Below are 13437 nucleotides of genomic sequence, written 5' to 3'. Positions count from 1 at the left end.
TTTATTATTTTCATTTTTTCAGACTATTTTCGCATAGAAATGGAGCCCTTACAATGATATATGTAAGGGCTCCATTAAATTACTTTTAGCCTCCTTTAGGCAAATCCAAGGTTAGGGTACGATCAAAGAAATTCTAAGGCTTCAACATTGCATGTAACCATTCTGTAGGCATCATTGGCCACTCTTCAGCGCGTGCTACATGAGTTGCACCTGTTGTCATCCATACAACATTGTCTGTATTATCGATTGAACTATTATCAGCTGTATATTCACTTAGCCCGGTATCCTTTTCACTACGGTTAGGATATTTCCCTTCCGGATAACGCTCATCAGGGTTATAGTTTGTTACCCATAATTGTTTATCCATGGAGTTTACTCGCTTTATAAGCCAATCATCTTTACTAAATAATGCTCCTTTAGCAATTGGGTGAGTTCCACCTGCAAAAGGGATGACTTGATATGAAACAGGATTTCCGACTTTGTTTTCTTTGTTAAAGTTGCTTAATAGACGTATCGTTGAAGGATCAAATTTTTAAATAGACTCTTGCTCGGTTTTTACTGTTTTTTGTTCAGTAACAATAACACTCTTGCGAGGTCCTTCCTCTTGGTTTTTAGCTGCTTTTGGATTCACTTCCATTAGTGAATTTCTTTCTCCATCGACATCCATATCAAGCCTAAAATTATAAATATGTTGGTGGGTTGTTCCCACGATATTTTGATCAAGTAATGTACCGTAACGAGTGTCATCTTTAGCAGTCTCATCGTGCATTGTTTTAGATTTAACGCCTTTTACAGCTTCAATACCCGATGCTCCTACATCAATTTGAATCGTTCCATTTTGCTGTAGAACCCAATCAAAAATGTAATCATAGTTTCCTATTGTACTAACCCAACGAACTACTAGTTCGCGACGTTCACGACTTTGGTTCTCCTGTGTAGACGTGGCAAAATCTGCATGTCTGAATTCTGGACCTGCGTATTGTTCAAAGATAGCCATAGAATTCTTTATGTTATAAGGCTTTCCTTCATTATCTGCAATGGTAGAATTAAGCATTACAGCATTGTCTGGTACATCTGTTCCTCGTTCAAGAGGAGATGTTAATGCCCCCATTCCATAGTCTCCTGCATCCAAATAGGATTTGAAATACCAGCCGACGTCTGGATCACCATACGGAACAATCATACCGCCTAGTGAGCCTTCATACATAATTTTTCTTTTAGTGCCGTGATCATTATAGGTCATAGTGGATAAAACTGGCCCTACACGGGTGTCTAAACGCAAGTGAAAATTCCAGTTTTGCCAATGGATTGTATTTCCCTTAATTGTGTAGTTTTTTAAGTCAGGCTCTGTAATATTAAGAGGTTTTACATCTGCTTTTTCCTTATAATCTCTACCATCATATGCATTTAATTTCATAGGAATTGGAATAACCCCTTCATCTTCTACTTTAGTCACTTTCTTCTTCTCTAAGTCTACAATTGCAACTAAATTCTCGATTGGATGAGCCCAATAATTCCCGTCGCCATTATCTAGGTAGGAAACTACTTTCAATAAACGTTCATCATGCTTTAAACCCTCTTCTCCATCAAAATAACCTACTGTTAATGGCGTAGCTACAACTTCTTTCACATCTTTTATCCCACGTTTCTTTAGTGCCTTTTTAAAATCAGAACTTGACTCGATTGCTTTTTGAACAGTTGCAAAGTATTCTATCATAACTGCCCCGTGAACGCCTCTAATTTTGTTCCATAAAACTAATTTTTTAGTTGATAAATTTACTTCACCTTCAATGACCTGTTTACCATCTAATGCGATAAATTCTGCTGTTCTAACAAATCTTTCTTTTTTGTCTTTATCAAACGTCCATTTCCATACCTCTTGCTTGTCAGGTGATTTTAAGGTAATTTCAGTAAAACGAAGGGTTTTTTTATATTTTCCTGCTTTTTTTAACACGCTGACTGTCTTTTTAGTTTCTGCCGGTGTTAATGGGTCTAGTGGATGACTTTTATTTTTCACTTTAACTGTTGGATTCATTACTGGTAAAACTTCATTAATGAAATTGGGAGATACGTAAGTTTCTCCATCTTTTAAGGTAATAGGTGCTTCTAGCTTTACTATTTTACCGTTAACATCTGCTTTGCTGGAATCCGGTTTTATTTTTATAATTTTTTTATCTTTTTTAATGGTAATCTTATCTGAAAAAAATCCCAAAAACTTGATTTAACAGTGGCTCCCGTACCCTTCAAAGCTGTATCTAATTTAATAAATTCCTCTTCCCCCCCCATGAGCTGAGGTTTTATTCATATAGTTAAAACACAGAGGGGATAATGTTAAAGCTAGCACAGCAAACGTAGCAATTATTGACCTAATAAATTTTTGTAGTATTTTCATAAATCTACTCCGTATATTCAAATTGACGCCACGTAGATAAAGAAATATCTATTTGTATTTAAAGCACTGAATTAAAATCCCCCCTCTTTTCAATATCATTGCACTAATTTTTATTTGCCCATTTATTATTAAATGATAATGCTAATATACCTGAATTGGTTTTTAAGGTATTGGTGAAAACGGAACATAAAGCTTTATAGCATTTGAATGAACAAGTTACGTAAGTTACTTGAATAGTTATTTTTTTACTTACAATCAATAAAAGACTCTTACTTAAGAATAAGAGTCTTTTATTATTATCTTTTGGAGGTAGTATAGTTTCATGGGCACCATTTAATTAAGTCTTTACAATGATTTTTGAGAGGATGTGTCCGAAATGGAACGTAAACGTGCAGACAAAACATACAATGATGAGTTTAAGAAAACGATTGTGGATTTATATCATGCAGGAAACTCTGTTAAAAATTTAAGCAGCGAATATGGCGTATCAGAAGTAACAATCTATAAGTGGGTGAAAGCACTTACACCTATCAGCTCAGAAGAAGGATCTCTAACACCCAAAGAATTAGCTGAGATCCAGAAGGAAAACCTTCGGTTAAAACAAGAGTTAGACATTCTAAAAAAGGCTATGGCCATATTCGCGAAAAAGTAACGGAAGCAGAGCTCAACCATTTTATCGAGAAATATAAAGAACAATACAGTGTTCAGAAAATGTGCGAATTGTTAACGATTCCAAGAAGTAGCTACTACCATTCGGTCAAAAAGACAGTATCAAACCGCGAACAGGAAAATCGGAAGCTAACGAAAGAAATCGAACGAATTCAAGTAAAAAGTAAAGCGCGTTATGGCGCTCCAAAAATTCATAAGGTGTTAGTAAATAACGGGTGTGATCTAAGTCTAAAGCGTGTTCAGCGCTTAATGAAACAAGTAGGAATTCGTTCAATTACAAAGAAAAAATACCGTCCCTATCCGTCAAAAGAAAAGGTGATACAACTGACGAATCTGTTAAAATGAGATTTTTCTACCCAGACCATTAATGAAAAATGGGTGGCAGATATTATATACATTCCTACAGTAAAAGATGGTTGGTGTTATTTAGCATCCGTATTAGATTTACATTCTAAAAAAATCGTGGGCTATTCTTTTTCTCGTTCAATGACGTCTGAACTAGTCATTGAAGCACTTCAAAACGCTTACACTAATCAAAAGCCCCGAAAGGGCTTACTTCTTCATACGGATCTTGGCTCACAATACACAAGTAGTGAGTTTACTCAGCATGTCCACAAGTATCAAATAGAACAGTCTTTCAGCCAGAAAGGCTGCCCTTATGATAATGCCTGTATCGAGTCGTTTCATGCCATATTAAAAAAAGAGGAAGTCTATCATACGCAATACCTAGATTATTCAGCTGCCAAAGTAGCCATGTTTCAGTTTATAGAAGGATGGTATAACCGAAACAGAATCCATAGTATCCTCGGCTATCAAACCCCTCAGGCGATTGAGGATCAAATAAAAAAAACAGCTTAATACTTAACTTTTTTGTGTCCAAATTATTGACTCAAGTCCAATTCCTGCATGTCCACAATTATAGACACAACGTGTAGGTTTACCCCAAGACTCCCATAACAGATCTGCATCTTGAATATGAACGTACTGATCATGTTTAGCAGAAATTAGTAGTATATTTTCTTTATTCATTTTTGGAGGTGCTTGATTTGGCTCGGTTAATTCCCAATACTTCACCAGATCGTTGTAATTAACCCCATGAGACTCTAAGTCCCTTCTTATATACCTACCAGGAATCGTATTCCATATTGAATAACTAAGGCGATTAGAATAGAATATAGAAACTAATGCATCAATTTCTGACTCAAGTGTAGCAACTAAATTTGAGATAAAGCCACCGAGACTAACACCTATTATAATTACAGGACCTTGTTTGTTATTTTTTATCCATTGGATCAAAGCCCTGAGATCAACAATCGCTTGTCTAGTAGATTCAACGGTCCTATTAATGTTGGCACTAACCATAAATTCACCACTATAAAGTGATGTCTCTGGCTGACGTTCCAAGTGGTAAGGAAGCGTATAGTAGTACATATTCCATCCTAAGTTATTCATAATCGAATTATGAAAAATCTTCTTTACCCGATCAAATCCTTTCATTCGCCAACCATGTACAAAAATAACATTAGGCTTACTTTCAGCTTCATTTAAGAAAGACTCACCTCTTACGTAATCATTGGAATGATCCCCAGAAGGTATCAAACTTTCAAATCCAAATCCTCCTATGCTGTAGCCATTTTCTTTAGAAGTTATATTCAAATCAATATCTGCAAGTGATGATGGTAGTTCAAAAAAAACATCTCTATCTATATTCGTTTGTGCATGAGCAGAATCAATATGATATTGATTCTCTTTACTACGGTCTTTATGCAAATCATGCAGAGCATAATAATCTATCAATTTTGAAAGTAACAAGTTAATATCTCCCCCCCAGTCGATTCTCTATATTTTTGTTTTTTTACATTATTTCTCATGATATCAAACTCTCTACTATATTTACATGAATCAACAATCCCTTTATTTCTGATATACGAGAACCAATTAATCTCTTTTTGTTGACATTAAGATAAATAAAACTATTTTTTTACCAATTTTTGAATCGTGTGATAGTCTATAGACCTAACTTTTACAAAAAAAGAATTTTTGTCACTTTAATTAATGTTAAATGTCCCACTAACTGAGTAGACATTCTCTACATTTGGAATAGAAATTATCTTAATTCCATCCTAAAAACAGATAATGGACTGTTATTAGTTCATTTCAGAACCCACCCTATTTCTTTAGAGCAGAAATCGTCTTCATTCAAAACAACAAGTTCATCTTCAGTAGAACTTATTTTGGACTTAATAGCTATTTTTCAAGCAACCAAAGAACAAGTTCAACTAAATCAACTACAAGTTCACCATACATTCACCACAAAACACACTAACACTCATTTAAGTAGAACTTGAGTTAAACTAAAGTCATAACAATTCATAAAATAAGATATATGAGCAAACTCCAAACAGGAATTGTTGATTTTTTGTCGAAATCATATAAAATTAAATGAATAGGTGGCTGTGAATTGAGTGAACACATATAAACCTAACAGGTAAATAACCGTGAACTGAGTGAACATAATTAAATAAGGTGAGTGAATGACTGTGAACCGGATGAACTTCCGTAAAACTCGCAAATGAATGACTGTGAACTGAGTGAATGTACATAAAACCCTAATAAATGGTGGTGGATTACATGAATAATTCTGAAAGTGCAAACTTCATTGGTGTACCAGAAGCATCTGAATATACCAATATTCCTCCTGAAACATTAAAAAGGTATTTAATTAACCATGAACAGTTTTTGAATTTCAAAAAAGAAGGTAGACGTTATAAAATAAGTATTGAATCGCTAGATCTATTAAAGAAAATCCGTGAACTCTATAGCGAGGGGTTACTAAAAGAAGATGTAAACGATAATTTGGCAAGTGATGGACTTCCTATAACTATTACAGTCAAAAATCAAGAAGAAAAAGGTTCTATCTCTATAAACGATGAACTAAGTGAAATAAAAAAGATGTTACAACAACAAGAACAACAGATGACACAGCAGATGCAATTTAATCAAAAGTTAGTAGAAGAGTTACAGAAAGTTAGCCAAACCAATCAAGAATTAAAGCAAATGATAAATAGAAAAGATACTGAGTTAATAGGAGAGTTAAGAAAAGGATTATCAGAAAGTAAAAGGATGATTGAAGAAGCTTCTGCTAGTGCAGAGTTAGAAAAGAAAAAAACATGGTGGGAAAAATTAATAGGTAAATAATAAAAAGCTTCTACTAGTGGGCCAGTCCCCGAGATAGTAGAAGCTTTTTATTGTTATGTTGTAACTTGGTTATAAAATCCGTTGATTATAACACATTTTTAATATATTGAGGAGGGTTATTTTTTTGACCCTCCTCAATCTTTAAAATGAATTGTATGATAAAATAAATTTATTATTAAGGAAAAACAGCTCAAAAGAATTCTTTTGAGATATATTACTAATTTTTATTGAATTATGCGATTAATTAACGCTATAATAAAACTAACAAAAATGACCGGAATAGAAAAAAGACTTCAACTGTTTAAGAAGTGTTGGTAGCACTCTTAAACCGTTCCCCCTAGTTACAGTAGGGAAAACACTTGTCGAAGTCTCTTGTTAATAGATTTAGTTTTTCTATAAAATAAAACTTATGGTTTTATTTTATATGAAATAGCTCTCTATTTCAAGGGCTTAGTTCATCAAAATCACGACATTGTTTTCCTTTTTCCAGGGAAACAGTGTCTTTTTTTGTTCCTTAAAGGAGAAGATGAACAAATGACAAAAATATTGACCTGCTATTTAAAAGATGTAGACACCTTCAACGGACGGTTTAAGTGGTTATGGAAGAACAAATCCACACTTCGGAAAAAGAAAGAAGAGTTTTTAGAAATTATCCGTACTCATTATAAACAGAACCAATCAGCTATACATAAAGAATTTCCTAAAAAAAGAATGGAAATGCTTGATCATGTCATCTATAACCTAGTGGCTACAGGCATCCAAGCCATTCGTTCTGAAACACTCATGAAGAAATTTAAAGTTTCTAAAAGTACGGTTTCTCGTTTTGTACGTTCGTTAAAAGCGACACCTTTTATACTTGTAGCACGTTACATTAAAGAGGATGCAACAGGTACTCACCCTGATAGCTATGTATTTATTCTTAAAAGCCATAAGAACTTTAATCGGATTTGCGATGAAATCTTTTTTGCCCATGATACAACAGGTATACAAACGGTCCAACAAGAAGAAATGACAACTCCTGTGACGCTTCCTGTGATGTATCCAGAAAGTGCAGAAAACGTTGATACACCAAGCTTAAAGACTGATAAATCACCTGGTGCCTTTATTAACCTTGATTTACCTGTAAATCATATAAATAATCATTTAATGTCTGCTTCACAGTCATTTACCTATATCAAAGGTGTTCCTAAGAAAGTCAATCAAGTCTACGCAGGTAAGTATGGCCATCAATTAAGAGACTTTTATGCTCGCATTCAAAATGCTGCAAAAACGGTCAAACAAGATACAGAGATTGATATTACCAAAGGGCAAGTACATGAAATTGCGTATACCTCTATTATTGGATTAGACAAATATGTACATGAAGCTAATCATAAAGGAAAGTCTTTGTCTTTAGATAATATGTGCCAATTACTCTATAAAATTGCAAAAAACCAATTCTATCAGTTGGTGAATCCTAAAAATCAGGATTATTCATCAGTATATCCAACTCATGAGGAAGTTATACATAAAGAAGCGTCATCAACAAAATTGTTTATACCAAAACATATTATCCGTAAAGAAATCGTTCCTGATTGGTTAAAGGCTGAGCAGGATCAAGAGAAGGGTACAAAAAAAGTAGAAATATCTTTAGAACAACAGCTTGAAACGATTCAATTAAAGCAAGACCTAGGGCAAGAACTTACACCAGAAGAGGAATACTTGCTGCAAGAACACTGCTCTACGTACAGTTCATTAGAAATGGCGGAACTGAAACAAGATTTAGGACAAGCATTAACACCTGAGGAGCAAGAATTATTGCATCAACATGCTAAATTAAAGGAACCAGCTTCTTAATGTTTAAAAATAGTTAAAGCATAGCAAGGACTTTCACCATTTTTAACGTATTCAGTGTTTTAAGAGAGGACTTGGCAGGATTTGAACCCGCAAGACACCAAAGTTGTATAGTGTAATACGACTGGCTGCTCTGCTATTGAGCCACAAGTCCACACTCAAAGTATGCGCATCGTCTCTGTTTATATGTACGATAGGAGAAGATGTAAAAAGTAAAGAAATCCCTTATAAGCTGAATTATTATTAGGATATGTTTATTTAGAACACTGTTCTAAATAATAAATAAATCTATATCTACGCAGGAGGAGAACATTATGCCACATAAAATTACGTTAACTGGATCAGCCACAGGACCACTACGAGAATACGATCGCTATGTTGCCTTTGATATGCGTGAAAAAGGGTCACCATCTGCGCCTAAAGGCTTGAAGAAGAGTACGTTTATTACGTACACGGTATTTGTTGCAAAGAAGGCTTTTAACAAAACAGGTCTCACGAAAAAAAGTATTATGCAGGAAAAAATCTTAATTCAAGGAGAACCAACGTTAGACATTCCGATTGATGAATGCCCTGGTGAAGTAGGTGTAATCTGTTTTCAGATTACCGTTCTCCCGAATAAGAAAGACAAAGAAGACAAACAAGGCAATGAATCAAACGATAAAAAAGAAGACAAACAAGAGGCTTCTGCAGCGCAACAAGAAGTTGCTGCTACCAAACAGGAAGAAAAACCGGTAACTACTTCTCAACCTGCAGCAAAAGAAGAAAAGAAAGAAACAAAAGCTGTTCAGCCAGAAGTAAAGCAAGAGCCTACAGAAGAGAAAAAGGCTGAGCCTAAAAAGAATACACTACCGAACCAACCTAAAGGGACACAGGATTTGTTGAACTTTGATGATATTATCGTACCTGAAGAATTCTTAAAGACACGTCCAAATCCTGAAAAAACCCAAAAGGTCATTGATTTTGTAAAACGTACAGGACGCTTAGATGAGCCATTGACGATTGAAAAAGGATCGAATATCTTAAAAGACGGTTACCGTCGTTATGTTGTAGCTAAAACCGTTAAAATGGATAAAGTTCCAGTTATGTATGAATACCAAAAGTCATAATGTATTTCCTTGAAGATGACCTATTGCAAGGGGACTGATAAAAATGAGATTGGTGAAGGAAAGCGTCATTTATCCATTACCCGAGGAGCAAGACATTGCAAAAATAGAAGCTTCTTTTCGCATCCAATTGCCCAATGCGTATAAAGAATTCTTGAAACAATATAACGGATGTACAGTAATAGATTCTACACCACTAACAGTCATCAATAAGAGATGTCAAATTGAACGTTTTTTAGGCATTATTAAAAACTTTAATGAGCATCCTTATGGTGTGTATGATATTGGTTGCTGCGAAACTTCTTTAGGAGAACAAGGACGTAATTTTTATGATGAAGATCTCATTGGATCTGAATTAATTCCAATTGCGAAGCTAGCATGGGGAGATTATTTGTGTTTGAACTTTCACTATGATAAGAACAATCCGTCTGTTGATTTCCTAGATTACGAAGAATCATATGAATGTGATCCAGCTACATCAAAAGTGGCTGATAACTTTCAAGAGTTTTTGAGTATGTTATTATCTAAGGATACGAAATAGCAGAAAATGCTATTTTGCAATGAGATCATCTACTCATTTTGATTTTCAATCATAAAAGAGTAAGTGTCGACATGAAAAAATGGCTTTGGATCATGTTATCCTTTGGAGTAATTTTTCTCGTATTTATGATGAATTACTTCTTGGATAAAAACGAGCAACAGCCAAACATGATACGTAACGTCTCACTTACGACCAGCACATCTCATAATAAACAAAATATTGTTGAAGTAAAAAAGATGTATAAACAAACCACTGATTACTTTGATTATGAGCAAAAACAAAAGGCTGATTCTCTTAGAATGTACTACGGACAACCGGGAAGCACTCTTAACCAATATAAAGAGCTTCAAGGAATTCAACCTTCTATGATTCATGATGTGAATGTGCATTGGAAAAGTGACCAACATGTCATCATCAACATTATGAAAACGAATCACCAACACAAAAACAAGGTATACAAACGATTTAATTATAACCTTAGCGAAATGTAGGCTTCAAATCTATGGTTTTACGTGCCTTCATCATAAGTCTTATATGTGGTCTTACAATAGGAATAGTTGCTATCATTAGCTTTTTTATGGTGGTTTTCCGCCAGGATAAGCGAAGTTTACACGATTCGATGGCAGCTACCTATGTGAAACGTGTAGATCCTACCAAAGTAGACAGCTCTAAACTTATTTAAAGCTTTTTTTAAAAGAGCAATGTTATATATTCAACTCCTTTTTTACATTTCAAAAAGGAGAAACTTATATGAAAAAGTCAACACCTTGTCCAGGGTGTCAAAAGCCTATTACAATTGAGCATTTCGAAGATTTTTCAAGTCCTTTTACAATGAAATGCCCGTATTGTCGAGAAAAACTGAAGGAAACCAAAATGATCCCATGGTTATTGCTATTAGCTGTCTTCATCATTCCTTTATTGGTTTACCTAGGAATTACGGTTAAAAGTTTCTTGTCCGGCCATTTCCCTGTTGTTGAAAAGATACCAACGATGATTGTATTTATGGCTTTTTGTTACCCGGTGTATGCCTTATATGAAGCTTATAATGCCGTTATTATCTTTAATAAGGGAAATTTACAACTAAAAAAAACTAATTAATCTTTTATCTCTTTTCTATGAATATGTCTTTAGTAATAGCAATACTAGAGGCATATATTTTATTATTAGTGGATAAATTTAAAATATTTTATATTTTTTACCTTCCTTTTCAATCATGTTATCATCATCTGAGGAGCTATTTAGATAGATAAAGTGTTAATTTGCAAAAAGGGGAGAAATATAAAGTGGATCAAGTAACAAAACCAGCAGGATTTTGGATACGCCTATTAGGAAATCTGTTAGATGGCATTATTGTAAGTATTCCTTTAGGGCTTATTGGCTTTCTTATTATAGGAGACTTTGATCGTGAAGATCCCATTACATCACTCATAGGTTTCATCTATGCGGTTGCTGTACCTATATTATGGTATGGCTATACTATAGGGAAACGAATTGTTGGAGTTAGAATTGTCAAAGTCAATGGAAAGAAACTTGGAATTGGAGCAATGCTATTAAGAGTTCTTGTAGCTGGCATTGTTTATGGTATTACATTAGGTATTGCGCTAATTGTGAGTGTGTTCATGGTGATTTTCCGTAAGGACAAAAGAAGTCTTCATGACATGATGGCAGGAACTTACGTTACATATGCAAAGCCTGATGAAATAGAAGATAAACAAGCATTTGTAGATTAATACTTAATCAACAATGCCGAATACCCTCTATTTCTAATCTACTAGTGGGGACTATTCAAACCGCCTAAACATTAAGGTGTAGGCGGTTTTTCTGTGTATCAACTATCGGCTATGAGTACGATAGCTACATATCAGAAAGTTTCTTGAAGTATGAAGAGGTTAACTGTAGATTATTGAACATACTTATTACTTTCTTTTTTCACTATCCACACCAGTAACTCTTTTTCTTTGTCATTTAAATGTCGATCTAAACGTTTCTCAAAATTAGAAACTAATTCTTCAAAACGAGGGAGATTTTCCATCTATATTCCTCCTATGTCACAAGTCTAAATAGATACATTTAATATATATCTATTTCCTTATCTGTCGTTACTGAAATCATTTCCATTTTCCAAACGTTTTTAATCATATTTAGAACAAAGACCGCCCATTATGTATCATTGTATAAGGCGGTCTTAACTGTATTCATGCTATATGTTTATGACCAAAATATCGACACTATTCTAAAAAGACGTCAGGTGAAAAAGGCAATGGCTAAAATTGCTGCGACACAAGCTAAATAGATATTTCCACTCCAGTCCCTCTTTTCTTTTTCGTTCACCGCATAGCTATTATAAGAACCTTCAATCGGATCTATTTTTAGTTTTCGTTGTATCTCGAATTCTTCATCTAAAATCAAGTCTAATTCCTCCATTGTTTGATAATTGTAAGGTAGGAATCTCCCTTGTTCGTCTCTCAATCGGTTGCTGACGTCTCGTAATGCGTGCTGCCTTTTCATGGTTAGGGGACTGTTGGTTGGGTTGAATAGTTGCTCCTGACATTGGTTGGCCATCTGTTGATGCTCCAAGTAACGTAAAAGCGTTTGTAGACGTTCCTTTTCGCTCAAGGATATCATGGTTGCCTCCTCCTTTCTCTTCGGTGTTTGGTTCTTGTTCCATCCATAACTGGTGGGAAGAAGGTTCCCATGGAGAGGAGGGAAGAGGGACGTCACTCATTTTATACTGATTCATCAATGCTAAGAAAACAGGGTTGTGCGCTGCTGTAAAGAGCGCACACCTTATAATTTGATTTCGGTCTAACTCGGTAGCCTGAAAAAGGCTATCTACATATGTACGATAAATAGAGTGATACCGTACAGTTGGTCGATAGGTGTCTACTTGATTTTTAGCCTTCTTATTTTTCTTCATACGCGCTTTTTTCTTTCAAAATGACCTCTAATATCTGTTTACCCTCTACCGTTAAATAGACGTCTTTTCGACTTAATAATGAGATTGCTAATTCTTTTGTCATCTGATTCGCTCCATTCCTGATGGTTTATCCTGACGTCTTAAAGTGACGTCTTAGTAAATGATATGAGCGATAACTTGTCCACTATTCCGATATTTTCTTCAAAAATGTATGAAACTTCGGATTTTTGGACAAGACTGATGTTAAAAAGGTGATTATATATGTTTGGGTTAGGTAAACAACGTAGCAAATTAGGAAAATGGTTAGATCAAAGAGGAATTTCGCAGCAATGGTTAGCGAGCACTTCAAAGGTTAGTAGATCCACTGTTAGTGAGCTTTGTAAGCGAAATATAGAACATGCACCTACACAGCGAACTATGACCAAAATACTCAAAGCTTTAAGAAAAATAGATCCAAATTTAAAGGCACATGACTTTTTTGATATGTAGGTAGAAAATATTATAATTTTCTTGAGGACAATGCGTAAATTTATCGACTTTAACGCAGCAGAAAAGCCTACTTGGCCTTATACAAGTAGGCTTTTCATATTCATTAAGTGCTTAAAAGTATAACTCCTATTTACTTCTTATTATCCTTAGGTGTTTTTAAGATTTTTTACTGCGAATAAAGTTAGATAGATAATGAGAGAAATCTCTTTCTGTTTAGTTGGTGAGAAAAATTGTAGACGTCAAGTAGAATTGGTTCTTTCTCACTTTTGGTGAAGGTACTTTATAGATGATATAG

At 34.6% G+C, this 13437-nt stretch carries 13 protein-coding genes, 1 tRNA gene and 2 pseudogenes; 10 read left to right on the top strand and 6 right to left on the bottom strand.

Features of this window, described 5'->3' with window-relative positions; all coding sequences use genetic code 11:
- Window positions 1–133 precede the first annotated feature (133 nt).
- Window positions 134–2212 (bottom strand): annotated as a pseudogene (locus tag AC1VNJ_RS24190) (copper amine oxidase).
- 556 nt (window positions 2213–2768) lie between these two features.
- Between AC1VNJ_RS24190 and AC1VNJ_RS24185 the strand changes: the two are divergent.
- Window positions 2769–3919: pseudogene (locus tag AC1VNJ_RS24185) on the top strand (IS3 family transposase).
- 3 nt (window positions 3920–3922) lie between these two features.
- Here AC1VNJ_RS24185 and AC1VNJ_RS24180 read toward each other — a convergent pair.
- The gene (locus AC1VNJ_RS24180; protein WP_482641433.1) at window positions 3923–4873 is read right to left on the bottom strand and encodes an alpha/beta hydrolase; all 951 of its coding nucleotides are present in this window, start codon (window positions 4871–4873) and stop codon (window positions 3923–3925) included.
- Window positions 4874–5692: 819 nt separating this feature from the next.
- On the opposite strand from AC1VNJ_RS24180, the gene AC1VNJ_RS24175 reads away from it, so the two are divergent.
- Window positions 5693–6259: a hypothetical protein gene (locus tag AC1VNJ_RS24175; RefSeq protein ID WP_043981748.1), complete on the top strand. Its 567-nt coding sequence runs from the start codon at window positions 5693–5695 to the stop codon at window positions 6257–6259.
- Between the two features lie 534 nt (window positions 6260–6793).
- Window positions 6794–8095, top strand: coding sequence for a replication protein (locus AC1VNJ_RS24170; protein ID WP_482641432.1), 1302 nt, complete (start codon window positions 6794–6796; stop codon window positions 8093–8095).
- Between the two features lie 66 nt (window positions 8096–8161).
- Here AC1VNJ_RS24170 and AC1VNJ_RS24165 read toward each other — a convergent pair.
- Window positions 8162–8246: transfer RNA gene (locus AC1VNJ_RS24165), tRNA-OTHER, on the bottom strand.
- A gap of 160 nt (window positions 8247–8406) precedes the next feature.
- Here AC1VNJ_RS24165 and AC1VNJ_RS24160 point away from each other — a divergent pair.
- The 6 genes from AC1VNJ_RS24160 (at window position 8407) to AC1VNJ_RS24135 (ending at window position 11466) form a co-directional block, all read left to right on the top strand.
- Window positions 8407–9198 carry a ParB N-terminal domain-containing protein gene (locus AC1VNJ_RS24160; RefSeq protein WP_482641431.1) on the top strand — a complete coding sequence of 264 codons (792 nt, stop codon included), beginning with the start codon at window positions 8407–8409 and terminating at the stop codon, window positions 9196–9198.
- Window positions 9199–9241: 43 nt separating this feature from the next.
- Entirely contained in the window at window positions 9242–9736 is a 495-nt protein-coding gene (locus tag AC1VNJ_RS24155) for an SMI1/KNR4 family protein (protein WP_482641430.1), read from the top strand.
- A gap of 71 nt (window positions 9737–9807) precedes the next feature.
- A complete protein-coding gene (locus AC1VNJ_RS24150) occupies window positions 9808–10227 on the top strand; it encodes a hypothetical protein (RefSeq protein ID WP_482641429.1) in 420 nt (139 codons plus the stop codon).
- Between the two features lie 11 nt (window positions 10228–10238).
- Window positions 10239–10418, top strand: a complete 180-nt coding sequence (locus AC1VNJ_RS24145) for a hypothetical protein (protein ID WP_482641428.1) — start codon at window positions 10239–10241, stop codon at window positions 10416–10418.
- Between the two features lie 68 nt (window positions 10419–10486).
- Entirely contained in the window at window positions 10487–10834 is a 348-nt protein-coding gene (locus AC1VNJ_RS24140; protein ID WP_482641427.1) for a hypothetical protein, read from the top strand.
- A 185-nt stretch (window positions 10835–11019) separates the two neighbouring features.
- A complete protein-coding gene (locus AC1VNJ_RS24135) occupies window positions 11020–11466 on the top strand; it encodes an RDD family protein (protein ID WP_482641426.1) in 447 nt (148 codons plus the stop codon).
- A gap of 170 nt (window positions 11467–11636) precedes the next feature.
- On the opposite strand, the gene AC1VNJ_RS24130 is transcribed toward AC1VNJ_RS24135, so the two are convergent.
- The 3 genes from AC1VNJ_RS24130 to AC1VNJ_RS24120 all read right to left on the bottom strand — a co-directional run bounded on the left by AC1VNJ_RS24130 (window position 11637) and on the right by AC1VNJ_RS24120 (window position 12653).
- The gene (locus tag AC1VNJ_RS24130) at window positions 11637–11768 is read right to left on the bottom strand and encodes a hypothetical protein (protein WP_482641425.1); all 132 of its coding nucleotides are present in this window, start codon (window positions 11766–11768) and stop codon (window positions 11637–11639) included.
- A 212-nt stretch (window positions 11769–11980) separates the two neighbouring features.
- Entirely contained in the window at window positions 11981–12145 is a 165-nt protein-coding gene (locus tag AC1VNJ_RS24125; RefSeq protein ID WP_162213431.1) for a hypothetical protein, read from the bottom strand.
- Entirely contained in the window at window positions 12132–12653 is a 522-nt protein-coding gene (locus AC1VNJ_RS24120; protein ID WP_482641424.1) for a hypothetical protein, read from the bottom strand. The genes AC1VNJ_RS24125 and AC1VNJ_RS24120 overlap by 14 nt, the downstream gene beginning before the upstream one ends.
- Window positions 12654–12914: 261 nt before the next feature.
- On the opposite strand from AC1VNJ_RS24120, the gene AC1VNJ_RS24115 reads away from it, so the two are divergent.
- Window positions 12915–13142, top strand: coding sequence for a helix-turn-helix domain-containing protein (locus AC1VNJ_RS24115; RefSeq protein WP_336064350.1), 228 nt, complete (start codon window positions 12915–12917; stop codon window positions 13140–13142).
- Window positions 13143–13437 lie beyond the last annotated feature (295 nt).

The organism is Priestia sp. 3CA3 (assembly GCF_056836725.1).
The sequence above is the reverse complement of the archived record's forward strand: the minus strand, read 5'-3'. Positions and strand labels throughout refer to the sequence as shown.

Coding starts and splice junctions, on each gene's coding strand:
- AC1VNJ_RS24175 (WP_043981748.1), top strand. CDS start 5,693: ATGAATAATTCTGAAAGTGCAAACTTCATTGGTGTACCAGAAGCATCT.
- AC1VNJ_RS24170 (WP_482641432.1), top strand. CDS start 6,794: ATGACAAAAATATTGACCTGCTATTTAAAAGATGTAGACACCTTCAAC.
- AC1VNJ_RS24160 (WP_482641431.1), top strand. CDS start 8,407: ATGCCACATAAAATTACGTTAACTGGATCAGCCACAGGACCACTACGA.
- AC1VNJ_RS24155 (WP_482641430.1), top strand. CDS start 9,242: ATGAGATTGGTGAAGGAAAGCGTCATTTATCCATTACCCGAGGAGCAA.
- AC1VNJ_RS24150 (WP_482641429.1), top strand. CDS start 9,808: ATGAAAAAATGGCTTTGGATCATGTTATCCTTTGGAGTAATTTTTCTC.
- AC1VNJ_RS24145 (WP_482641428.1), top strand. CDS start 10,239: ATGGTTTTACGTGCCTTCATCATAAGTCTTATATGTGGTCTTACAATA.
- AC1VNJ_RS24140 (WP_482641427.1), top strand. CDS start 10,487: ATGAAAAAGTCAACACCTTGTCCAGGGTGTCAAAAGCCTATTACAATT.
- AC1VNJ_RS24130 (WP_482641425.1), bottom strand. CDS start 11,768: ATGGAAAATCTCCCTCGTTTTGAAGAATTAGTTTCTAATTTTGAGAAA.
- AC1VNJ_RS24120 (WP_482641424.1), bottom strand. CDS start 12,653: ATGAAGAAAAATAAGAAGGCTAAAAATCAAGTAGACACCTATCGACCA.
- AC1VNJ_RS24115 (WP_336064350.1), top strand. CDS start 12,915: ATGTTTGGGTTAGGTAAACAACGTAGCAAATTAGGAAAATGGTTAGAT.